The organism is Paraburkholderia sp. JPY419, from assembly GCF_050435705.1.
GTDB lineage: Bacteria > Pseudomonadota > Gammaproteobacteria > Burkholderiales > Burkholderiaceae > Paraburkholderia > Paraburkholderia youngii.
Genome location: NZ_JBNDKV010000003.1, coordinates 645,146 through 664,507, shown reverse-complemented (window position 1 = coordinate 664,507; position 19,362 = coordinate 645,146). Strand labels below are relative to the sequence as shown.

Here is a 19,362-nt window from a genome sequence, read left to right as displayed (position 1 = left end):
ATCGTTGTATGCAGTGCTTCTAGCAATAGTACTGATAAACCAGTTTTAAAAACTATTTGTAGTTGAAGTTTCAGCTAAAACCACTACTCAATGTGAGGGGTCGTTGCTCCTTCCGTCCGCAAGGGTTGCCCTCTCTGGCTTAGCGACGTCTGAAGCCATCGCTTCGTTCGCCCCTAGGGACAAACGCCTAGTTGACAGTCTAAATCGCACATCCTAATCTGCGTACAACTATGCACACATAGAAGTGCGCAGAAATGTGTGGTAGTCGGGCTCGCTTCAACGATTCACCGATGATCTCGGGAGGTAACTATGGTTCGAGCCCAAGCTGATGCTGTTCGATGAAGTTACGTCAGCCCTCGACCCGGAGATGGTCATCGAAGTGCAGAACGTGATGCTTCAGCTATCACCAGCGAGACGTTCCGGGGCGCATTGAAGTCCATTTCTGCTGAACAGCACGACGCCTGTACCGCTTTGAGCCTGACGCCCCAGGCAAAAATCCTTTATGTGATTTTCCCTCAAGCACTGCTGCGCGCGATTCCGCCGCTCCTGTCGAACGTCGTGAGTCTGTTCAAGGAAAGCGCGCTGATTTCGTCTGTTGGCGTAGCGGACCTCATGTTCGTCGGGCAGAACATCTCGAATAGCACAGCAAAGCCGGTCGAGTTCCTGACGACCGTCGCGATCATCTACTTCCTGGTGGCTTTTCCGCTTACTCGCCTCGTTGGCGTCGTCGAGTCCCGATTCCTCAGGCGCTTCGCCTATTAACTCAACCTGTCCTTCATAAACTGGAGATACCCATGCAGATGAAAGGCATCCTGCCCGCACTCGTCACGCCGTTCAATGCTTCCGGCGCTGTCGACCATGACGTGCTGGCGAGCATTCTCGAGTACCAGCTCAAGGCGGGAGTGTCCGGTTTCGTGCCGTTCGGCTCGACTGGCGAGTACTACGCTCTCGCGCATGACGAGCGTCGTGCAATTCTCAAGACGGTCCTCGAGGTCGTGGGCGATCGCGGCATGCTCATCGGCGGAGCGAATGGCTCTTGCACGCGGGAAGTCATCGAGCAAACGAAGCTGGTCCGCGATGCGGACTACAAGAACGTCCTGATTGCTCCGCCATACTACGCGCTGCCGTCGCAGGAAGAGCTCATCGGTCACTATGAGGCCATTCTGAAGGCGGTGCCGGACGTTGACATCATCCTGTACAACTATCCGGTCCGTACGAACGTAGAGGTTGGTTTTGGTGTGCTGGACGCGTTCAAGGATCACCCGCGCGTTATCGGCATCAAGGAAAGCAGCGGTATCATCGCGCGGGCTCCTCGCCTCAGGCCTTCGGAAAACCGGAACCGGTCCACACGACCGGGCGGCAGCGTCGTGCAGGTCTGGTAAAGGTCTTCGCTCACCCGATTACGGAACATCACATACACGACTTCGTTGATCTCAGGGAAAAGCGGATGCTGAATCGCCCACGTCCCAGAGTGCCTCCGGAAACGGCTTGCCGTTATCTCGTACTTCGATCTCCGCCAGTTCCTGCAGCCGGTCACGAATGCCTTTACCAATGCGACGAAGGACCGCGGCACGTTCCGCGCCGCTCATGCGCGGCCAAGGCCCCTCGTCGAAAGCCTTCCGCGCGGCCTGCACCGCAAGGTCCACGTCCTCGGCGGTCGCGGCCGCGACTTTCGCAATGACTGTTCGCTGCTCGGGTCGATAGTCTCGAAGCTGACGGCTGAGCATAAGGCGAAAGTCTCGGGTTACATCGAGTCGGGCGAAGCAGAAGGGGCAAAGCTCATCGTGGACGGGCGTGCTCACCCTGTCGCAGCGCAAGGCGGGTTCTTCATCGGTGGCACCCTGTTCGACGATGTGCGTACCGACATGAAGATCTACAAGGAAGAAATTTTCGGGCCGGTCCTTGCCGTCATCCGCGTTCCGGATTTCGCCAGTGCGGTCAATAGCTGATCAACGCGCACGAATTCGGCAACGGCGTGTCGTTGTACACGTCGGATGGCGGTGTCGCCCGGGCCTTCACGCGTCAGATCCAGGTGGGGATGGTCGGTGTCAACGTGCCGATCCCGGTGCCGATGGCATGGCACTCGTTCGGCGGCTGGAAGAAGTCGCTTTTCGGCGACCACCATGCGTACGGTGAAGAAGGCATCCGCTTTTATACCCGGTACAAGAGCGTGATGCAGCGCTGGCCCGACAGCATCAGCAAGGGCGCTGAATTCACGATGCCGGTCGCAAAGTAATTCGCGTGCAGATTAGGAGCGATTTGATTCTTCAGGGATGAACTCACTGTGGGTAAGCGAGAAGCGTGAGTGATTTGGGCCGGCTCCGTACCGAAGGCGCCGGCTTTTTTTTTGCCTCCAGATTGCAAATCCCCAGTCCGGAACACACCGACGACTCGTACGAACTTCGACGACAGGACGGCTGCTTACGAACGCGCCACCGAGGATGCGTTGGCCCGGAGGAGCGGCCCAAATCGCAATTATTTGGGTGATAGTTCTCATGTGGGATGGGTGATTTTTACTGATCCACGATTTTGTTAAGAGGCCGAAGCCGATCCTTGGAGAACAGCAGATTCGTGCCAAAAACAGAGTAGGGCAATCGCTAAGTTGACACTTCAAGGTGACCTTCTTACGCTGCATACAAGCCTGAACACAATAAAACATACCGTGCAGTGTATTGAAAGAGATGTGCATTCAAAATTGACCGCTAGGACTCGAATCATGACGCGTGAAATGATGGCAACGCGCTCTATCGTGCGATGAACATCTTCGAGAGCGGCAAGTTCGTTCAGAAAATCAAATACGGCTGCGAATTGCAGGCCGCGCCGGTCGGTAAAGCCCGTGCGCCGTTAGGCGAATTGACGGACGAAGAGAAGAAGGCAATTCGGGCCGCGATGGAGCCCATCCTGAACTGGTAATGGTCATTGGCGGCTGGGGCGAGATCCTCGGTCATTTGCAAGCGTTCGCGGAGAGCAATTGTGGCACGTATCGTTGTCATCGGCGCTGGAATCATTGGAACCATCATCGCGTACGACCTGCAGCGGCGTGGCCAATCGGTCGTACTCGTCGACCGGGACACGCCTGGTAAAGGGGCGTCGTACGGCAACATGGCCAGTATTGCAGTGACCGAGTTCATGCCGGCATCGCGCCCGGGAGTTTGGGCGCAAATGCCGAAGTGGATGCTGGACCCGGAAGGCCCCGTACGCATTCGACCCGGCTATATGCCGAAGCTCATGCCCTGGTTCATGCGATTTCTCGCTGCGAGCCGGCCTTCGAAGCTGCGTGAGCTGGAAGCCGCGGGAGCCGTACTCTGCGGTCGTGTCTACGAAGATCTGGGCGCTCTTCTCAAGGAAACCCGCCTCGAGCATATGCTGAGCAGGGAAGGCTGCCTCGGCTTGTACACCGACGAAGCGGAGTTCCGGGCCGACCGCGAGCATATTGAAATCCTTGAGCGATTTGGATTCCGGCACCAGGTCCTCGATAGAAATGCCATCCGTGACCTGGAGCCAGCGCTGACGCACAACATCGGCAAGGCGGTTCTCTTTCCGGACAACCGGTCTATCGCGGACCCGTACAAGCTGGTCGTAGCGCTCTCCGAGAAATTCAAGAGCCTCGCCGGTCGAATCGAGCAAGGCGAAGTCGGCGGCTTCGAACATTCCGGAGATGGGGTCTCGGCCGTCAGACTCAAAGACGGTCGCCTGCTTGAAGCGAGCCAGGTCGTGCTGGCCGCAGGAGCATTCACCGGTCGCCTCTCTGCGCTATTGAACGAGCACATCCCGCTCGAAACCGAGCGGGGCTATCACACGCAGATCATGGCGCCCGGCATCTCCATGAAGCATTCGATCATCTGGCCCATCAAAGCCTTCATGGTCACGCCCACTGCAGGTGGGATTCGCGTCGGCGGCACTGTGGAAATGGCAGGCCTCGACGCGCCTCCCGACTATCGGCGAGCAAAGGTTCTCGTGAAGCGAGCCAGCGAGGCCCTTCCTGAGCTCAAGGCCGAGCAGATCAGCGAGTGGATGGGTCATCGGCCAGCCTTTCCGGACACGGTCCCTGTCATGGGGCGCTCGGCCAAACGTCGTAACGTGTTCTACGCCACGGGGCACGGACACCTCGGACTTACGTATGGCGCAACCACGGGCCGATTGATGGCCGACCTCATCACAGGCGTTACGCCGCCCGTGGACATCAGGCCGTTTCGCGTCGACCGGTTTAACTGATTTGAACTATCGACAAGGCAATCTTTATGCGAAGTGAACTTTACATCGACGGCAAGTGGGTCAAAGCGCTCAACGGCGAGACGCGCAATGTCATCGATCCGGCAACGGAAGAAGTGATTCAGACAATCAGCGCTGCCTCGGCTGAGGATGTGGACATTGCCGTCAAGACCGCGCGTCGGGCGTTCGACCACGACGGCTGGCCCAGGCTGAGCGGTGCTCAACGCGCGAAATACCTCCGAGCCATTGCGAAGGGCATCCGCAAGCGTCAGGAAGAAATATCGCGTCTCGAACATCGATAACGGCAAGCCGTTTCCGGAAGCAATGTGGGACATTGGTGATGCGGCCGGCTGCTTCGAGTATTACGCGGGTCTCGCAGAAGAGCTTGACAACCACCCCGAAGAAAAAAATTCAGTTGCCCGACGGCCGATTCACGTCGAAGGCGGTGAAGGAGCCCATCGGTGTGGCGGGGCGTAACCATCCCGTGGAACTACCCGCTGTTGATGGCGGCATGGAAAGTGGCGCCCGCACTCGCTGCTGGCTGCGCCGTCGTCCTGAAGCCTGCGGAAGTGACTTGGCTAACAGCTGGCAGCCATTGCGCATGAAGCAGAACTTCCGCCCGGCGTGCTGAATATCGTCACCGGTTCCGGCTCGGTTGCCGGTCAGGCGATCATTGACCACAAGGGCGTGGACAAGCTGGCCTTCACAGGCTCCGGACCGATCGGTTCGCAAATCATGGCAGCCGCGGCACGCGACATCAAACGCGTGGGCCTCGAACTCGGTGGTAAGTCGCCTTTCGTCGTTTTCGAGGATGCCGATATTGACCTGGCCGTCGAATGGATCATGTTCGGCATTTTCTGGAACCAGGGGCAGGTCTGCTCGGCCACGTCGCGCGTCCTTGTGCAAGAGGGTATCTACGACAAGCTGCTTGCACGACTGATTGAAGAAACGAACCGCATCAAGGTTGGCAACGGTCTCGACGACGGTGTCCTTCTCGGACCGCGGGTTTCGAAGCGCCAACACGAGCAGGTCGTGGCAGCGATCGAAGCCGCGACGGCAGCGGGTGCGACGGTCGCGGCGGGTGGGACTCGCCCTGAAGGTTTCGACAAAGGTTACTACCGGCATCCAACCATCCTGACGGATGTGCTGCTCGACAGCGATGCATGGGTCGAGGAGATATTTGGTCCGGTCGTCTGCGTGCGTCCGTTCGAGACTGAAGAAGAGGCCGTCGAGCTCGCCAATGATTTGCGCTTCGGTCTTGCGGCGGCCGTGATGTCGAAGAATGATGCGCGCGCCGAACGGGTTGCCGCCGCTTTTCGTGCCGGCATTGTCTGGATTAACTGCTCGCAGCCAACATTCACCGAAGCGCCGTGGGGCGGTTACAAGCAATCTGGTATCGGTCGCGAACTGGGTCGCTGGGGCCTCGATAACTACCTCGAGACCAAGCAGGTGACCAGGTTTGTCAGCGAAGAGCCTTGGGGCTGGTACATCAAGACGAGTTAGAGCAATGACCGTTGAGGGCTCCTCGGTATCGAGGGGGCCCCATAAACTGACTAGTTCCGACGGCACTGTCACGTTAAATTGCTCGCGACGTAATAGTGGGGGGCAACGCGCTTGCTCAGAAAACGGGCGGAACTTGGGTGATCTCTGTGAAGCGATGCCAGGCGGCGATGCATGTGGCAAGCTGTTTGCGATAGAGCGAGGCGCGTAGCAGGTGTCGCTTCAGCGCGAAGTGCTGCCGGATCGGACCGAAGCTCGATAGGAAAGCCTGCGTGCGCTCTGATCGCGAAAGCCACGCATGCGTCGCTCGCGTTCGCGGGTCGGCTGATGAGTGTTTTCGGCCTGGTTATTGACCCGCGCGCTGGCTTTGACAAAGACGTGCTTGACGCAAGCCAGTGCGGGAATCTCGGCTTTCGCCGCCCGATAGCTGCGCAGCTGGTCAGTAACGATCTTGCGCGGTGCCTCAGAGCACGCGGCAAGCACGCGCTTGAAAAACCGCTTCGCTGCTGCCTTGTCGCGGTGCTTCTGTAGCAGGATATCGAGTTCAGCACCGTGTTGATCGTAGGCGATCCACTATCGACGTCTACCCAACAGTACTCTGAGCGGGGAGCATAGGTGTCCACCTACTGTTGAAGGTGGACACCTATGGCCGACAAAGACTCAGAGTTAAAAGTAGTTCGCAAGAGTGCCGACGGCCGTCGGCGCTACGACGAGAAGAGCAAGCGGGTACTGATCGAGGCGGCGTTGCAGCCGGGCGTATCGGTGGCCCGGTTGGCGCAGGAGCACGGAGTCAATGCCAACCTGTTGCGCAAGTGGATCACGAAGTTCTTGATGGAGCGCGAGCAAGGCATCTTGCCAATACAGCACGCCAGTGATGACGCCGCCTCGCCGGATGAGGTTGATGGCGTGACCATCGACCAGCCGGATTCGCGTGAGCTCGTCGCTACCGCTGCTGCACTTCCCGCGTTCGTGCCGGTCGTTTCGATACCGACCGCGCCGGTGCCGACACCGCTGCATTCGTCCATGGCGCTCGCGCTGCATGTGCGACTGGCCAACGGTGTCGAGCTCGAGATGGGCAAAGCCATCACGACCATCGACGAACTGACCACGCTGGTCCAGATTCTGGGGGGATGCCGTGTTCCGGTTCGACGAAAACCTGAAAGTGTACCTGCACCGCGATCCTGTCGATTTCCGCTGCGGCATGAACAGCCTCTCGATTCTCGTCGAGCAGGCCATGCATCTGAACCCGATGGTCTCCTCTCTTTATATCTTCGGAAACCGCCGTCGTGACAGGGTCAAGCTTATCGGCTGGGATGGAAGTGGTTTCTGGTTGATGACGAAACGCCTTGAGGCAAGCCGTTTTATCTGGCCCGACAACAAGGCCGATGTAGTGACGCTGACGACCAGCGTGTTGCACGCGCTGCTCGATGGCGATGACATCACCGCGATCCGTCGACATCCACGGGAAGAATATTTGCGCGTGAGCTGAACATGGGCGGGCATGCATGGTCTAATCTGGCATGTCCGTCCAGATCTCGATCTCCGCCGACGAACTCAATGCGTTACTCGCCATGCGCGAGGCGTATGCCACCCTCGAGCGCGAGCACGAGGAAACCCGCAGCATGCTGCGTCTGGTGAGTGCGGAGCGCGACATGGCCGAGGAACGGCTGCGTGCCTACCGGCATGAGCTGTTTGGCGCAAAGAGCGAGGCGCGGGATTCAGAACAGTTCGGGCTGTTCAACGAAGCTGAAGCGCTTGGCTCGAATGCGGCACCGGCCCAGGAAGATATCCCGGAGACGAAGGTATGCTCCGCATACGCGTAAAAAACGTGGCCACCGCAAGCCGCTTGACCCCGGTCTGCCCCGCGAGATCCGGCGGCACGAACTTCCGCAAGCCGAGCGTTTCTGCAGCAACGACGGCCATTCGCTGGTCGAGTTCGGCGTAGAAATCAGCGAGCAACTCGACGTAATTCCCTAGCAGTTGCGCGTAATCCAGCATCAGCGCGTCAAGTATGCCTGCCCATGCTGTGATCTGGGCATCAAGGTCACGCCGGCGCCGTCGCGCATCATCCCACGAGGACTACTGACCGAATCAGCGCTTGCCTGGATCGCGGCGGGAAAATTCCAGTTTGGCATGCCGTTGTATCGCCGGGCTGGTCTGCTTCGCCGCTTCGGAGGCGATATCTCGTCGAACACGATCGCTGCCAGCATGGTCAAGGTCAGCCTCGCAACGCAGCCCGTGATCAACCTGATGCGCGACGCGCTTCTTGAGACAGCAGTGATCCTCACAGACGAGACGACCTTCCAGGTGCTCAAGGAGAAAGGGCGCAAGCCACAGACGAAGAGTTACCTGTGGTGTCAGATGACGGCACGGGAATCCCGATCTGTTGCTATGCCTATACGCCGGGTCGTGGGGCAAAGCTGGCCGACAAGCTGTTCGCCGGCGTGCAAGAAGGCGCTGCGCTGATGACCGATGGCTACGAGGCTTATAACGGTATCGCCGAGCGGTACAAGCTCGTGCACCTTGGTTGCCTCGTTCACGCGAGACGTTACTTCGTCAAGGCAGAGGAAAATGTTCCCAAGGCAGCACGTACGCCAGATCTGCTCGCAACACGCTTCATCAAACTGTTTGGCAAGTTGTTTGCCGCCGAGGCACGCAGTAAAACGTGGAATGCAGGGCGGCGTCAGCGCCTGCGGCAACGCTATAGCGCCCGCGTACTCCGCGTCATCAAGGATGTCATGATCGAGCCTGCTGCCCCAGAGCCTGCTGGGCAGGGCACTGACCTATCTACGTGAGCAGTGGCCGAAGCTTGTGCGTTACCTCGAGAACGGCGACTGGCCGGCATCGAACAATTTCTGTGAAAATTCCATTCGCCCGTTTGTCGTTGCACGCAAGGGCTTCCTGTTCGCAGATACGGTTGCCGGCGCACACGCCAGCGCAAATCTCTTTAGTCTCGTTGAAACATGCAAGGCCAATGGTATCGATCCATACCCGAGTTGACAGGGTGCTGTCCACAGCCACGCGGCCGTCCCTTGTCCATGGACAGCGCGATTTGTAAACTTTTCGCCTGTCAACAGCTACTTATAGGTAGCTGGCTGCGTGTCGGAAATTTCCGAAATTTTTCTCATCGGCGCCGAGCGATGATGCGGGTGACCGTCGAGAATTAGGGCGAAGTTGCCGTTCGCCTATTTTTTGTATTTGACATAATGTGATTTCAATAATGAAGTATGTAGTTGAATAATTCATTATGCTATGTCGAATTAGCTCCTCAACGGTGCGCAAGGGACAAGCTTGCAGTCGGACCATTAATGGTTTAAATTCGGTCTTGTCTGTATCTCTCCCGGAGCCTTGGATGCATCTCGCCGATCATGTCAAGCCGATCAGCTACCTCAAAAGCGAAGCGGCGCAAATTGTCAAGGACCTGACTGAGTCGGGAGAGCCGCTCATCATCACGCAGAACGGCGAAGCGAAGCTTGTCGTTCAGGATGTGCGAACCTATGAATCGACGCAGCAGTCCCTCGCGCTTCTAAAAATCTTGGCTGTCGGCCAGAAACAGATCGAACGCGGGGATCACGTGGATGGCGATGAGTTCTTTGCGGAACTCAACGAGCTCGATCGCCAGGAAAAGCTCCGCTGATGGCGGCACCGCTGCTGAAATACCGCATTCTCCCGACCGCGCGGATCGGCATCGACGAACTCAGAAGCTATGTCGTCCGCACATTCGGGTGGGAAACATGGCGTCAGACATCGGCGCAACTGCAGGAAACGATCACGCAGATTCGGCAGTTTCCCGCTACCGGCCATACGCCTACCGAACTCGAGGGCTTTTTCGAGGACGGTTTCCGGCAGGCCCTTTCTGGCAAGAATCGGATCATTTATCAGGTCCGCGACGATACCGTTTTCATTCATCTCGTGGTGGACGTGCGACGCGATCTGCCCTCCCTTCTTCAAAGAATCGTGCTTCGCCTGATGTAATGGGCGCCGACCGGTGTCTCGCGGTCATGCGGCAGCGCTGCGTTGATACCCTGGCGCACACTGCTACAACTTGCGACCTCTGAGTGAATCTGCTTGTGCGGCTCGGCAGAGCGTTCCCGCAAGAAAATGCCTTGGTATTCAATGCTATCCGCTCGTTTCCCGACTGCATGCTCCTGATCGCCGGCACGGCGGTGTGTCCCGAAACTAAGGCGTTGCACCACGAGCGTCTGCGGTCCACCGAAAAGCACATAGCGAATCTGGTACGACACCGGGCGCGTCTTCGGTTCTGTTGCAGTAAGGCCCACGTTAAAAGGGTAGCGAATTTTTGAGCTGTGCGATGAAGAAGACGAAGACACCGCGAACCACACTTGCGCCGGGCCTGGCCAAGGTCCTGAAGCGCCTTCACTACCCGCTTGAAGTGATTTTTCTGTGCGTGCGATGGTACGTGGCCTATTCGCTGAGTTTGCGCAATCTTGCGGAAATGATGGACGAGCGTGGTATCGCGGTGGATCATTCGACGGTGTACCGCTGGGTCATCAAGCTGCTGCCGCTCTTCGAAAGGCGCTTCCGCAAGCACAAGCGTCCGGTTGGGAAAAGCTGGCGAATGGACGAGAGCTATATCAAGATCAAAGGCGAATCCTGCGCGCCACCATGCGCCTGCAGTGCCGCATGTTCCGACTGGGGCGCCGGCTGCACGGGCAGTTCCGCCGGTGCGTCGAACCAGGTGTCGTCCCCACCCGCCGTCCCCTCGGATCCGTCTTCCCATTCGTCGCGCGCGTCGTGCCACTCGGTGCCGATCTGCGCGAGCGTATCGACCAGGGTACGTTCGGCGGACGCCCGCTGCGAGGGGCTGAAGAACAGCGGATCGCGCGCCACGCCCGCCATCTCGACCCCGGCTTCGGCGTGCACACCCTCGGCAGCCGGCGAGCGGCGGCCGGCGACCAGATCGAAGCCTAGGGCCATCGCGCTCCGGCCGAGGCTGATCGCGTGCCGTTGGCCCCAGCCGAGTGCTCCGCTCGTAGCCATGAGGCCCTTGGACAGGACGTCGCCGGCTACCCGGCCGAAGAGCATGTAGGCCGCCGTGTAGCCGACGGTCCCGGCGACGAAGCCCGAGGGGTTGCCCCTAGGGTCGTCCATGTAGCCGTTCATCAGCGCGGCTACGGAGAACGGCAGGCCGATCGTCATGCCGCCGACCGTGTCGCTCACGCTGTCGTTCATCCCCGTGAGCGAGACGTGCGGGCTCAGCGCTTCACAGAGCAGGAAGGTCGACGAGACGACCGCATCGGCGATGAAGTCGGGCAGGGCCAGCCCGTCCTTGCGCATCAGGGCGATGTTCGACCCGAGGACGGCGAAGGCGACGGTTGCCAGTGCCAGCTTTCCCTTCAGGGCGGGATTGTTCGCGAAGGAGGCGTCCAGCGTCCGGCGCACCGCATCCAGGGGACCTAGGCTATGGCTGGCGGCGACCGGGCTCTCCTGCCCCGTCCCGGTCGCCACGAGCCGCTCAAGGCCCGTCACGATTCTGGACAGGTCTTGTTTGAAGAAGGTGAGCTGCCGGTCCATGTGCGGGGTGATCCGCCGGTCCTGCTGGAACTCGCCGACGAAGCCGTCGATCTTGCCCAGACCCGCGCGCAGGTCGCCCAGGATCCCCTCGATGGCATCCTTGAAGCCGCCGGGAAGATCGTGCCTGCGGTTGAACGCGCTGTTGAAGCGCAGCCGCATCGAATCCATCAGGTCCTTCCCCAGCCGTAGGCCGAACATCATCGCCCCTTGCGCCACCGCGGCGCCGGCGACGAAGCCGGCGTTGTGCTGCAGCGGCCTGGCCTTGTCGTAGAAGGTCGGGACGGCATAGACGAGCGAGATGAAGAAGACCAGGCTGTGCCGGTTGATGGCGTGCTTCCTGAACAGCTTCGCGTCCGTCGTCGGGCGTCGCATGAGCGAGACCAGCTGTATCGCCGTGTAGGTGTAGGAGGCGATGTTGAATGCGGCGTAGGTGCCCGTCTTCTGCTTGAACAGCGTGGCCAGCGGCAAGGGGTAGAGCAGCAGCGTCAGCGCGCCCTGGAACATCCGCTTGGCGGCGCTCGCGTCGTGCTGCAAGGTGTCGATGTCGGTCTCGAAGTTGCTCATGACCGGTGCAAGGTAGCGTTGGGCCTCGGCCAGGAACTCGGCCTCCTCGGGCGTCGCCGCTTGCTTGTCCAGGTGCGACCGCAATTCATCGACCTTCTCGCTCATGGCGGCCAGCAGCGTCTTCGGCTCGGGGCATCCGGGCTCGGTGACCAGCTCGTTGCGCAGCTTGCCCACGAACTCGACGTCATCGAACTGCTGGAGTTCCTGAACGACCGACAGGTTCCCCAGGAAGGCGGCGACCCGCGCCGAGCAATCGCGCAGCGGCAACCCGCTCTCGACGTCCCTCGCATTGCCGGGATGGGGCAGGCGCGGCGGCTGCGCCCCGGAACGAGCCGGTCGCGGGGGCAAGTCCCGGACGCCTTCGTCGATGGCCGGCATGTCTTCGGGCAGCGACGGCCGCTGGGTGGAGATCGACAGCAGGTCCGCGACGCCGGCCGCGGCGTTCGAAGGCGGTCCAGGGCGCGCGCGCGTGGCGCCCGTGGGCGACAGGGTGCCGCTGCCTGGTACCGCTTGCGGGTTGTGCGGATGCGCGTAAGGGCGAGGGCTTGCGGTTTCGATATTCACGGTCTAGTCCTTTCGGTTCTGTCGCGTTAAGGGCGTCGGGCGGAGGCTGAGCGTCTTGCGGCGCCGTTCAACGAGTCGCCAGGCTGTAGAAGCGGTCAGCATCAGACACGAGTAAGAAGCGGCGTGCCGCGGCCAAGTTGCGCCTGGCCGTGAGCAAGAAATCCACGGTCTGCCCACCGCACGCTTCCATCCCGATCAGGCACGGCGCACGGTTCGCGGAGTGTTCGAGGAACTTTGCCCGCTTGATCGGCTTGTTCACGATCTCGCCGGTGTCCTGATCGATGTAATGCAACTGGAACACGTTTTTCGCGATGTCCACACCAACTGCTGTACGATTCATGGTTTTGTCGCAATAACGCGGTCAAGTAAAATCCGCCGACGACAACGCATGACAAGCATGATGACAAAGACGAAGACGCCATGCAAGACGCTGCCCGCTGGCATTGGCAAGGTACTGAAGCGGCTGCACTACCCGCTGGACGTGATCCTGCTGTGCGTCCGGTGGTACGTGGCGTACTCACTGAGTCTACGAAACCTCGAAGAAATGATGGCCGAGCGGGGTATCGAGGTGGACCATTCGAGCGTGCACCGGTGGGTTATCAAGCTGCTGCCGGTGTTTGAAAAAGCATTCCGCAAACGCAAACGGCCTGTCGGCAAGAGCTGGCGCGTCGATGAGACCTATGTCAAGGTCAAAGGCCATTGGAAATACTTCTACCGTGCCGTGGACAAGGCGGGCAACACGGTGGATTTCCTGCTGCGCGCCCATCGGGACAAGGCCGCGGCGCGCCGCTACTTCGAGAAGGCGATTGAACAGAACGGCGAGCCCGAGACAATCACCGTGGACAGGAGCGGCGCCAATCTGGCTGCGCTTGAAGCGCTCAATGCCGAGCGTTTAACGCCGATCAAGGTCCGGCAAAACAAATACCTAAACAACGTCGTCGAGCAGGATCACCGTGCCATCAAACGCATCATCAAACCGATGATGGGGTTCAAGGATTTCCGCTGTGCGCGCATCATCCTGTCTGGCATTGAGATCGCACACATGAACCGCAAGGGGCAGATGTGTGACGATGGCGTCGCCTCGACTGCAGCCGAACAATTCTATTCTCTCGTGATGTAAGCAATCCTCTTCACCTTAGCCGCCTGATCGTCGCATCGTCATTAACGCGACACAACCGCTTTGGGCGGGCGAGCCAGTGGTACGAGGAAAAGTACGCTCAGAAGGCCGCGCGCACGCCGTGGCGCAAGATGCATCTGTCGATCGACGCTGACATGAACGTACACGCGATCCGCATCACCACTACAGAAGTATCGGACCGCGAAGGAATGGACGCCGTGCTGCCCGCTGATGTGCCGATGGATCGGGTGATTGCCGGTGGCGCGTACTACAGCATCGAGCGTACCGAAGCGCTTTCAGGCGCGGGCGTGACGCCCGTCATCCCACCGCCAGCTCACGCTGTCGTACACGGCGAGGAGCGAACCCGCCGGCATGACCAGATCGTCAGATACATCGAGGACAAAGGCATCTATGCATTTCACAAGAAATACGGCTACGGTGTGCGCTCGCTGGTCGAGGCACAGATCTCGCGCATCAAGCGCTGCATCGGCGAGCGCCTGCTGACGCAGGAGCTTGCGGCGCAGGAAGGCGAAGGCGTAATCATCGCCAACCTGCTGAACCGGTGGAACGCCTTCGGCAAACCGGGTTGCGTCAAAAATGCATAGTCGCGTCCATAGCACGGGAACTTGTACCCATCCGGACAAAGCCATTCGAGTGCAGGTCGATTCCGCTAAACTTGTCCATGCCGGCCTCCTGTGCGTCAAGTGGGTCTCGCAACCTCAACTCTACGCCCGCCGCTTCACCACAACGGCGTGGGGCCGGCTATATGATTATCAGATCCCCGGTTCGCGAGCCCCGCACAATCAGCGGGCGGCGCGCTCCATTCCCGCGGCTTCCGATGCGGCAAGCTGACTTTCGCCGTCCATAGCCTTTTGTAGAAGCTGACGGCTGTTTTGCGACACATTCAGCGCCATCTGGAATAGCTGCGACATCTGATTGTTGTACGACTGGACATCCTGAGGCGACATTTGCGGCGGACCTTCCGGCATGCCGGAAGGCGAATGTGCGGGAGGCGGCTGAAGGCTGGCGGACCGCGCACGCGGCGACGGTCCACCCGCCTTCAGGCCGTCGAGCACTCCAGCGTTTTGACTTGCCGTGGGGGCGCCGAAGGGCCGCCGGACCGGGGATTGTGGCTCGTGCGCGGCGGCGTCAACAGGTGCAGCGGGGCCAATATGATAGTCACCAGGAAGTGGCATGTGTGCTCCTTAAAGCATGGACGGTCCAGCGTGCAAGCAGCGCGCACCTGGAGTTTGAAAGCAGTGAAGCCCGGTCTGACGACGCTAGCATGCGCCACGGGCGCAACGCCCGCAAAGGCGAAGATGTTTCGTCACGAGCGAAGAAGAACACACGCTTCGCAGTTCCATCGAGCGATTCGCGTTGGCGTTTAAGGGTTTAAGGAGCCGTCCTCGCGTGCCGATAACACCGTGCTTCGCACGCGGCGCGCCGCCTTCGCGTCCGGCACGGGCGCATTTTGACGGATGCCTATGATCATCACTGTTGTCGGCGCTTCTTCACCGTGCCCGGTCAACGCATCAAACACTCAACCAACTTTTCTCATCGGAGGATCCTATGGCAATGGGTGCACAAATGGCGGCAATGGAAGTACAGATGCAAATACAGCAAATGGAAGCGATGCACTTCCAGCAGGTCGAGCAGGAGTGCAACCTGAAGAACAGCATCACGAACGCTGCAGCGCAGTTCAGCAACGGCCTGTCTGACTCGATCAAGTCAGCGGCAAAGTAACCGACTGTTTGCTACGCCACGCGCCTGCCGCCTGTTGCGGAGCAGCATGCCGGCGCCCTCTTTCTCGCGCCGCTGGCCGGGCTCCGGCATCCAGCGGTGCTGGTCGGGTTGCATGCGGTATCGGCTTCGCCGGGAAGTCTCGTGCTCGCGGATGCCATACCGGATGTGCAACGGAATTGAACGATGCACTGTCATCTGGAGAAGCGCCATGTCGGTCGTGGTTGATTCCGGTACTCAAAGCGATTTTTCCGGCAGCGGGTTGTCGGAAGATTTCAGCGACTATGGCGGCGGTAAGTACGGCCAATACGATTATTCGGGGCAGTTACGGTTCGTCCGTCGAACAGGCGACGCAGTCGCACATCAGCAACCGCGTGGCGCAGATCCACAATCTGTTCCAGCAGCTCCAGTACGCGTTTGTGCTGGGCGATAAGGGCGATCATCATCCATGTTCAGTCCGCAGACCTTCGAAGCCATCCAGTTTCAGCCGGCGGGCACGCAGGAGAAACTTGCGCAAGCCCCGGAGACGCCCGATCCGCAGACTGACATGCAGTCCAAGCTGCAGAATCCGCCAGCGTCAGGGCAGCCGCGTCAAGAACTTGGGCAGCGTGGCGCAGGCAAACGCGATCCGCGGCATGATTCCGGCCTCGGTCCAGGTCGTGCATACCGGAACGGGCACGGACAAAATCGTCAATTTCACCATCAACACTAGCCGTACCCACTCTTTTACCTACAGCGTGCAAGGCGTGAACAAAGGTACGGTCACCCTCAAGCCAGGCGAGACCGGCACGTTCGTCGCGGGTCTTGGGGACATCGGCGTGCGCCTCTCGCCCTCGGATGCGAACGGCAATACGCATCCTGACGAAGTGCTCGACGAGGACGGCGGCGCGGGCAACCCGGACATCAGCAAAATGGACGGCGACAAGGAGTTCTACGGCGACAGCGAAGAAATGACGGCAACCCTGTCCGACGGCCAGCCGCGCTGGCGATGGCGACGACATCAGGCCGTATATGTATCCGACCGACGACGCAGCGGCCATGGGCCTCGCGGGCGATACGAGCAATACGGTGAATATCGTGATGTCGGCCGCTCGGCCCCGCGAGCCGGATACTGCGACCGATGTTGCAGACCTCATGCCGCGCCGATACCAACAGGAGGTTTCCATGGTGTTCAAGCCGTTCGAAACCATGAGCGCGCACGGCCTGATTGCTAGGCCGCTCACGCCAGACGATTGTCCGACGCTTTTCGAACAGATGTTCAGCGACCACGAAACCATGCTCGATCTCGTGACCCCGAGGCACACCGACGCCTGGGCCACGCACGAATACATCACGGAATCCATGACAGGCTGGCAATACGGCTTGCGATACCGCTACGGCCTTTTCGACGAGGACGACGGCGCGCCGACAGCCATCGTGGAACTCACGCCCCGGTTGCCGCAAGTCGAACTGGGCGTGATGATCAGCCGGCAAGGCGGCAGCCGCAAGCGTCGCACCGGCATCCTTGTCCTGCGGATCATTCTCGACTGGCTGATTGCGCAGCCCGGGGTGTATCGGGTGTCCGCATGCTGCGCGGTGGATGGCCGCGCGCACAGCAGCATGGAGCGGCTCGGTTTTTGCCGTGAGGGGACGATGGTGAATTACGAAGCACGTCCCAACCGCGGACTTGTTGCGGGCGACAGCTATTTGTATGCCCTGACGCGGCCCGTGGCACCCGAGGTCGTTCAGTGAAACCAAGCGGGTGCATCGACGGCGCTTTGCGCCGTCCGCAATCATGCCGTCCTGTAGCGTACCAGCCACCACCTGCGGTCCGGATCGGCTACATAGCTGATTTCACGCGCCCGCCCGCTCAATAGCTGACCCACCTCCTGCTCGTCCGGAAAATTCTTGACAACCTCGAAGCGCGTGCCATCCTCGAGCAAGCGCTCTTCGATCAGGTCACCGTGTTCATCAAAACGCCTTGAGTCAGTGTGCCGGTAGGGCATCTGGTCGGCGAACACTACGGGTGAACCGGGCAGCATTCGCGCGTGCAGCACATCGAGGAAACGGCCGATACGCGCCCGCGGCATGTGCGACCACCAGAACATGCCGAACGCGCCTTCGAACCGGGCGGGTACTTCGTCGAGCCGATATGCGTCCGCGCGCTGAAAACGGACGTGATCTTCGTGGGCAAGCCGCCGCCGGGCAAGCTCAAGCGACGCTGCGTCGTAATCCACAGCATATAGCGAGCGCACCGCGCCCGAGATTGCGTGGGTCCAGTAGCCAGTGCCGCACGCAATTTCGAGCACATCCAGGCCACTTAGCGCGTTGACCAGATGCTGCTTGAGCGGCGCCAGACCGGCTTCGACCAGCACGGTGCCATACCCCACGGAGGCGTCGTATCCCGGGGCGCGTGCGGCATAGTACCGGGCATGTTCCTTTGCATTCGACATGAGCGCTCCATCGGCAGCAACGTGCCGGATATCGTTAATCAAGGTGAGCGACGTGCGCAGGTTCGCGATCTTCTTCATGCGAGCACCCGAGCCGGCCGGCGAGCCATTCGCCAAGCGTCGCGCTTTCGTTTGCTCCGATGCCGTCGGCAAGCCGCGCCGCGATCGCAAGCGGCAGCCAGCGCCCGACTCGCTCGCGGGCGTCCGGCGTGTCGAGTGCTTCTGAATAGCGCTGCAGATAGGCATCTGCCAAGAGGCGCCTCATGACGTTCTCGGCGGGTGCCACGCTAATGGCGCCCGGCGCCGGGGCGAAGCGCAGGCGGACGATCGAGCGCGCGACATCGCAGAGCGGGTCGCCCATCTCGGCCGTCATCCAGTCGATGAGAGTCGCGCCGCCGCCCGTGTCCTGCAACACGTTGAACGGATGGAAGTCGCCGTGGCACAGGCGGTTGTCGCGGCATCGCGCCGTGAGCATTTCAAGCAGGGCGCGCAGCGCATCCCGCTGCATGTCGCTCAGTCCCGGAGCCTGCTGGATGGCTAGACCGAGCCGCATCTGCTGCAGCGGCAGCGCGGCGAGCGCGGGGTGCGCGGTCGCGCCGAGGACATGTATAGCACGATGCAGATCCGCCAGCCGTTCGCCGACATGCCTTGGCGTCGCGCCGCGCAATGCTACCGGCAACGCCGTGCCTGCCGCTTTCGCATAAAGAATACCGTTGCGTCCGTGCAGCGCCGCCGGCAGCAACGCGCCGACGGCGGGGACACGAAATGCCCCGCTCGCTTCGGCCGCCGCATACACCGCCCGCGCAAGAACCGCCTCGGTTTGCACGTACTCTTGCGGGCACTGCGGATGAAACAGCTTGAGAACCCAGCCATCGCCCTGATCGAAGACGTCGGAGCTGCAGCCTGTGCCGAGCAGAGTGCCCGGACTAATTTCAACATCCGGCATCATGCGCGCAGCCAGTAGTATTCGCCCGACGCAATGCCTTCGAACATTTCATCGCTGCACTCCAGAATGTTTTTCCGCCAGTAGTGGCCATGCTCGGCGTAGTGGGATAGCAGGTCGGCTAGCATTGAACCGGACAAGTTCTCTTGGAACGGCAGGCGCAGCACCAGCACCATGCCACCCGTATCGGTATCGAGGCCAAGCTGCGCTTGGTCCTGGGCATAGACCAGCAGGTTTGCTTCGAGCATCAGCCGGTATACGACCAGCGTGCGGCCCGCGGTCATCGTGCCATAGTGGAAATTCGCGTACATAGCATCTAGATCGCTGTCGAAGTAATCGAGCCGCACATCGAAGCCCTCGACTTCTATCGAACGCGTTTCCAGCACGAAGTCGACGTCGGGCAAGCCCACGACACCGCACAGTTCGGTGACAATCTGCATGTAGCGTTCGCTGCTCACGGCATGATTCCATCAAATGCTGCCCGCATGCTGACAGGTCAGCGCGCGGCGCCGATCTGTTGCTCCTGGAGATGACCAATCACGCGTGCCGCTGCCATGAATCCCCGGTACAGCCGCGCTAGATTGTCGCGGTCCAGTTCCGTGCGTCCCTGCGCCTCGCCAATCTCGCGGGCAGTCGCCTCCAGCGCGCCGCGCAGTCCGGCGATGTCTGCAAGGCCGGGGGTGGCGAGCGACGCACGCAGGCTGTCGAACTGGGCAGCGTGTGCTTCGATCTGTTCGTACATGTAAGTCTCCACAATA

The 19,362-nt window shown here is 60.3% G+C and carries 23 protein-coding genes and 6 pseudogenes; 20 read left to right on the top strand and 9 right to left on the bottom strand.

The features are described 5' to 3' along the window. Positions 1–307 precede the first annotated feature (307 nt). From QFZ91_RS26745 to QFZ91_RS26735, 3 genes and pseudogenes are all read left to right on the top strand, one after another. Positions 308–406, top strand: a pseudogene (locus tag QFZ91_RS26745) (amino acid ABC transporter ATP-binding protein); the annotation flags it as partial. A 23-nt stretch (positions 407–429) separates the two neighbouring features. Beyond that, complete coding sequence (locus tag QFZ91_RS26740) at positions 430–762, top strand: ABC transporter permease subunit (protein WP_429568987.1); 333 nt, start codon at positions 430–432, stop codon at positions 760–762. A gap of 32 nt (positions 763–794) precedes the next feature. Then, positions 795–1,382 carry a dihydrodipicolinate synthase family protein gene (locus tag QFZ91_RS26735; protein WP_429568986.1) on the top strand — a complete coding sequence of 196 codons (588 nt, stop codon included), beginning with the start codon at positions 795–797 and terminating at the stop codon, positions 1,380–1,382. A 51-nt stretch (positions 1,383–1,433) separates the two neighbouring features. Here QFZ91_RS26735 and QFZ91_RS26730 read toward each other — a convergent pair whose 3' ends face one another. Then, entirely contained in the window at positions 1,434–1,727 is a 294-nt protein-coding gene (locus QFZ91_RS26730; protein ID WP_429568985.1) for an aldehyde dehydrogenase family protein, read from the bottom strand. Here QFZ91_RS26730 and QFZ91_RS26725 point away from each other — a divergent pair. From QFZ91_RS26725 to QFZ91_RS26700, 6 genes and pseudogenes are all read left to right on the top strand, one after another. Then, a pseudogene (locus QFZ91_RS26725) lies at positions 1,713–2,236 on the top strand (aldehyde dehydrogenase family protein); the annotation flags it as partial. The gene QFZ91_RS26730 and the pseudogene QFZ91_RS26725 sit on opposite strands and share 15 nt — an antisense overlap. A gap of 518 nt (positions 2,237–2,754) precedes the next feature. Further along, positions 2,755–2,913 carry a hypothetical protein gene (locus QFZ91_RS26720; protein ID WP_429523959.1) on the top strand — a complete coding sequence of 53 codons (159 nt, stop codon included), beginning with the start codon at positions 2,755–2,757 and terminating at the stop codon, positions 2,911–2,913. 60 nt (positions 2,914–2,973) lie between these two features. Beyond that, a complete protein-coding gene (locus tag QFZ91_RS26715; protein WP_429568984.1) occupies positions 2,974–4,215 on the top strand; it encodes an NAD(P)/FAD-dependent oxidoreductase in 1,242 nt (413 codons plus the stop codon). A 26-nt stretch (positions 4,216–4,241) separates the two neighbouring features. Next, positions 4,242–4,514, top strand: a complete 273-nt coding sequence (locus tag QFZ91_RS26710) for an aldehyde dehydrogenase family protein (RefSeq protein ID WP_429568983.1) — start codon at positions 4,242–4,244, stop codon at positions 4,512–4,514. An 83-nt stretch (positions 4,515–4,597) separates the two neighbouring features. Further along, complete coding sequence (locus tag QFZ91_RS26705; protein WP_429523956.1) at positions 4,598–4,843, top strand: hypothetical protein; 246 nt, start codon at positions 4,598–4,600, stop codon at positions 4,841–4,843. Next, positions 4,837–5,715, top strand: a complete 879-nt coding sequence (locus QFZ91_RS26700; protein ID WP_429568982.1) for an aldehyde dehydrogenase family protein — start codon at positions 4,837–4,839, stop codon at positions 5,713–5,715. Before QFZ91_RS26705 ends, QFZ91_RS26700 begins: the two co-directional genes overlap by 7 nt. Positions 5,716–5,830: 115 nt before the next feature. On the opposite strand, the pseudogene QFZ91_RS26695 reads toward QFZ91_RS26700, so the two are convergent. Beyond that, positions 5,831–6,285: pseudogene (locus tag QFZ91_RS26695) on the bottom strand (DDE-type integrase/transposase/recombinase); the annotation flags it as partial. Positions 6,286–6,357: 72 nt separating this feature from the next. Between QFZ91_RS26695 and QFZ91_RS26690 the strand changes: the two are divergent. The 6 genes and pseudogenes from QFZ91_RS26690 to QFZ91_RS26665 form a co-directional block, all read left to right on the top strand. Next, entirely contained in the window at positions 6,358–7,002 is a 645-nt protein-coding gene (locus QFZ91_RS26690; protein WP_429523954.1) for a transposase, read from the top strand. Further along, the gene (gene tnpB / locus QFZ91_RS26685; protein WP_429523953.1) at positions 6,914–7,201 is read left to right on the top strand and encodes an IS66 family insertion sequence element accessory protein TnpB; all 288 of its coding nucleotides are present in this window, start codon (positions 6,914–6,916) and stop codon (positions 7,199–7,201) included. The genes QFZ91_RS26690 and tnpB overlap by 89 nt, the downstream gene beginning before the upstream one ends. A 31-nt stretch (positions 7,202–7,232) precedes the next feature. Continuing rightward, positions 7,233–8,703: pseudogene (tnpC, locus tag QFZ91_RS26680) on the top strand (IS66 family transposase); the annotation flags it as partial. 361 nt (positions 8,704–9,064) lie between these two features. After that, positions 9,065–9,349 (top strand): type II toxin-antitoxin system Phd/YefM family antitoxin, encoded by a 285-nt coding sequence (locus tag QFZ91_RS26675; RefSeq protein WP_176126203.1) that lies wholly within the window; start codon positions 9,065–9,067, stop codon positions 9,347–9,349. Then, positions 9,349–9,687: a type II toxin-antitoxin system RelE/ParE family toxin gene (locus QFZ91_RS26670; RefSeq protein ID WP_176369975.1), complete on the top strand. Its 339-nt coding sequence runs from the start codon at positions 9,349–9,351 to the stop codon at positions 9,685–9,687. Before QFZ91_RS26675 ends, QFZ91_RS26670 begins: the two co-directional genes overlap by 1 nt. A 337-nt stretch (positions 9,688–10,024) precedes the next feature. Continuing rightward, positions 10,025–10,324: pseudogene (locus QFZ91_RS26665) on the top strand (IS6 family transposase); the annotation flags it as partial. Here the strand turns inward: QFZ91_RS26665 and xopAA are convergent. Beyond that, positions 10,303–12,375: a type III secretion system effector XopAA gene (gene xopAA, locus QFZ91_RS26660; RefSeq protein WP_429568981.1), complete on the bottom strand. Its 2,073-nt coding sequence runs from the start codon at positions 12,373–12,375 to the stop codon at positions 10,303–10,305. The pseudogene QFZ91_RS26665 and the gene xopAA sit on opposite strands and share 22 nt — an antisense overlap. 172 nt (positions 12,376–12,547) lie before the next feature. Next, a pseudogene (locus tag QFZ91_RS26655) lies at positions 12,548–12,715 on the bottom strand (IS110 family transposase); the annotation flags it as partial. 57 nt (positions 12,716–12,772) lie between these two features. On the opposite strand from QFZ91_RS26655, the gene QFZ91_RS26650 reads away from it, so the two are divergent. Further along, positions 12,773–13,495 carry an IS6 family transposase gene (locus tag QFZ91_RS26650; protein WP_429569149.1) on the top strand — a complete coding sequence of 241 codons (723 nt, stop codon included), beginning with the start codon at positions 12,773–12,775 and terminating at the stop codon, positions 13,493–13,495. Beyond that, positions 13,474–14,097 carry a transposase gene (locus tag QFZ91_RS26645; RefSeq protein WP_429569154.1) on the top strand — a complete coding sequence of 208 codons (624 nt, stop codon included), beginning with the start codon at positions 13,474–13,476 and terminating at the stop codon, positions 14,095–14,097. Before QFZ91_RS26650 ends, QFZ91_RS26645 begins: the two co-directional genes overlap by 22 nt. Before the next feature lie 198 nt (positions 14,098–14,295). Here QFZ91_RS26645 and QFZ91_RS26640 read toward each other — a convergent pair whose 3' ends face one another. Then, complete coding sequence (locus QFZ91_RS26640; protein ID WP_429568980.1) at positions 14,296–14,688, bottom strand: hypothetical protein; 393 nt, start codon at positions 14,686–14,688, stop codon at positions 14,296–14,298. 373 nt (positions 14,689–15,061) lie between these two features. Between QFZ91_RS26640 and QFZ91_RS26635 the strand changes: the two genes are divergently transcribed. The 3 genes from QFZ91_RS26635 to QFZ91_RS26625 all read left to right on the top strand — a co-directional run bounded on the left by QFZ91_RS26635 (position 15,062) and on the right by QFZ91_RS26625 (position 16,963). Then, entirely contained in the window at positions 15,062–15,235 is a 174-nt protein-coding gene (locus tag QFZ91_RS26635; RefSeq protein ID WP_429568979.1) for a hypothetical protein, read from the top strand. A 176-nt stretch (positions 15,236–15,411) separates the two neighbouring features. Continuing rightward, positions 15,412–16,446 carry a hypothetical protein gene (locus QFZ91_RS26630; RefSeq protein WP_429568978.1) on the top strand — a complete coding sequence of 345 codons (1,035 nt, stop codon included), beginning with the start codon at positions 15,412–15,414 and terminating at the stop codon, positions 16,444–16,446. After that, complete coding sequence (locus QFZ91_RS26625) at positions 16,397–16,963, top strand: GNAT family N-acetyltransferase (RefSeq protein ID WP_429568977.1); 567 nt, start codon at positions 16,397–16,399, stop codon at positions 16,961–16,963. Before QFZ91_RS26630 ends, QFZ91_RS26625 begins: the two co-directional genes overlap by 50 nt. Before the next feature lie 41 nt (positions 16,964–17,004). On the opposite strand, the gene QFZ91_RS26620 is transcribed toward QFZ91_RS26625, so the two are convergent. From QFZ91_RS26620 to QFZ91_RS26605, 4 genes are read right to left on the bottom strand one after another with little or no spacing between them, the layout of a single operon-like run. Further along, complete coding sequence (locus QFZ91_RS26620) at positions 17,005–17,742, bottom strand: class I SAM-dependent methyltransferase (RefSeq protein ID WP_429568976.1); 738 nt, start codon at positions 17,740–17,742, stop codon at positions 17,005–17,007. Continuing rightward, the gene (locus QFZ91_RS26615; RefSeq protein ID WP_429569153.1) at positions 17,699–18,607 is read right to left on the bottom strand and encodes a phosphotransferase family protein; all 909 of its coding nucleotides are present in this window, start codon (positions 18,605–18,607) and stop codon (positions 17,699–17,701) included. Before QFZ91_RS26615 ends, QFZ91_RS26620 begins: the two co-directional genes overlap by 44 nt. Continuing rightward, the gene (locus QFZ91_RS26610) at positions 18,607–19,062 is read right to left on the bottom strand and encodes a CesT family type III secretion system chaperone (protein ID WP_429568975.1); all 456 of its coding nucleotides are present in this window, start codon (positions 19,060–19,062) and stop codon (positions 18,607–18,609) included. The genes QFZ91_RS26615 and QFZ91_RS26610 overlap by 1 nt, the downstream gene beginning before the upstream one ends. Before the next feature lie 38 nt (positions 19,063–19,100). Next, the gene (locus QFZ91_RS26605; RefSeq protein WP_429568974.1) at positions 19,101–19,346 is read right to left on the bottom strand and encodes a type III secretion protein; all 246 of its coding nucleotides are present in this window, start codon (positions 19,344–19,346) and stop codon (positions 19,101–19,103) included. Positions 19,347–19,362: the final 16 nt, after the last annotated feature.

Coding starts and splice junctions, on each gene's coding strand:
- QFZ91_RS26670 (WP_176369975.1), top strand. CDS start 9,349: ATGGCGGCACCGCTGCTGAAATACCGCATTCTCCCGACCGCGCGGATC.
- QFZ91_RS26615 (WP_429569153.1), bottom strand. CDS start 18,607: ATGCCGGATGTTGAAATTAGTCCGGGCACTCTGCTCGGCACAGGCTGC.
- QFZ91_RS26605 (WP_429568974.1), bottom strand. CDS start 19,346: ATGTACGAACAGATCGAAGCACACGCTGCCCAGTTCGACAGCCTGCGT.
- QFZ91_RS26710 (WP_429568983.1), top strand. CDS start 4,242: ATGCGAAGTGAACTTTACATCGACGGCAAGTGGGTCAAAGCGCTCAAC.
- QFZ91_RS26620 (WP_429568976.1), bottom strand. CDS start 17,742: ATGAAGAAGATCGCGAACCTGCGCACGTCGCTCACCTTGATTAACGAT.
- tnpB (WP_429523953.1), top strand. CDS start 6,914: ATGAACAGCCTCTCGATTCTCGTCGAGCAGGCCATGCATCTGAACCCG.
- QFZ91_RS26690 (WP_429523954.1), top strand. CDS start 6,358: ATGGCCGACAAAGACTCAGAGTTAAAAGTAGTTCGCAAGAGTGCCGAC.
- QFZ91_RS26625 (WP_429568977.1), top strand. CDS start 16,397: ATGGTGTTCAAGCCGTTCGAAACCATGAGCGCGCACGGCCTGATTGCT.
- QFZ91_RS26720 (WP_429523959.1), top strand. CDS start 2,755: ATGAACATCTTCGAGAGCGGCAAGTTCGTTCAGAAAATCAAATACGGC.
- QFZ91_RS26675 (WP_176126203.1), top strand. CDS start 9,065: ATGCATCTCGCCGATCATGTCAAGCCGATCAGCTACCTCAAAAGCGAA.
- QFZ91_RS26640 (WP_429568980.1), bottom strand. CDS start 14,688: ATGCCACTTCCTGGTGACTATCATATTGGCCCCGCTGCACCTGTTGAC.
- QFZ91_RS26635 (WP_429568979.1), top strand. CDS start 15,062: ATGGCAATGGGTGCACAAATGGCGGCAATGGAAGTACAGATGCAAATA.
- QFZ91_RS26730 (WP_429568985.1), bottom strand. CDS start 1,727: ATGCTCAGCCGTCAGCTTCGAGACTATCGACCCGAGCAGCGAACAGTC.
- QFZ91_RS26650 (WP_429569149.1), top strand. CDS start 12,773: ATGATGACAAAGACGAAGACGCCATGCAAGACGCTGCCCGCTGGCATT.
- QFZ91_RS26735 (WP_429568986.1), top strand. CDS start 795: ATGCAGATGAAAGGCATCCTGCCCGCACTCGTCACGCCGTTCAATGCT.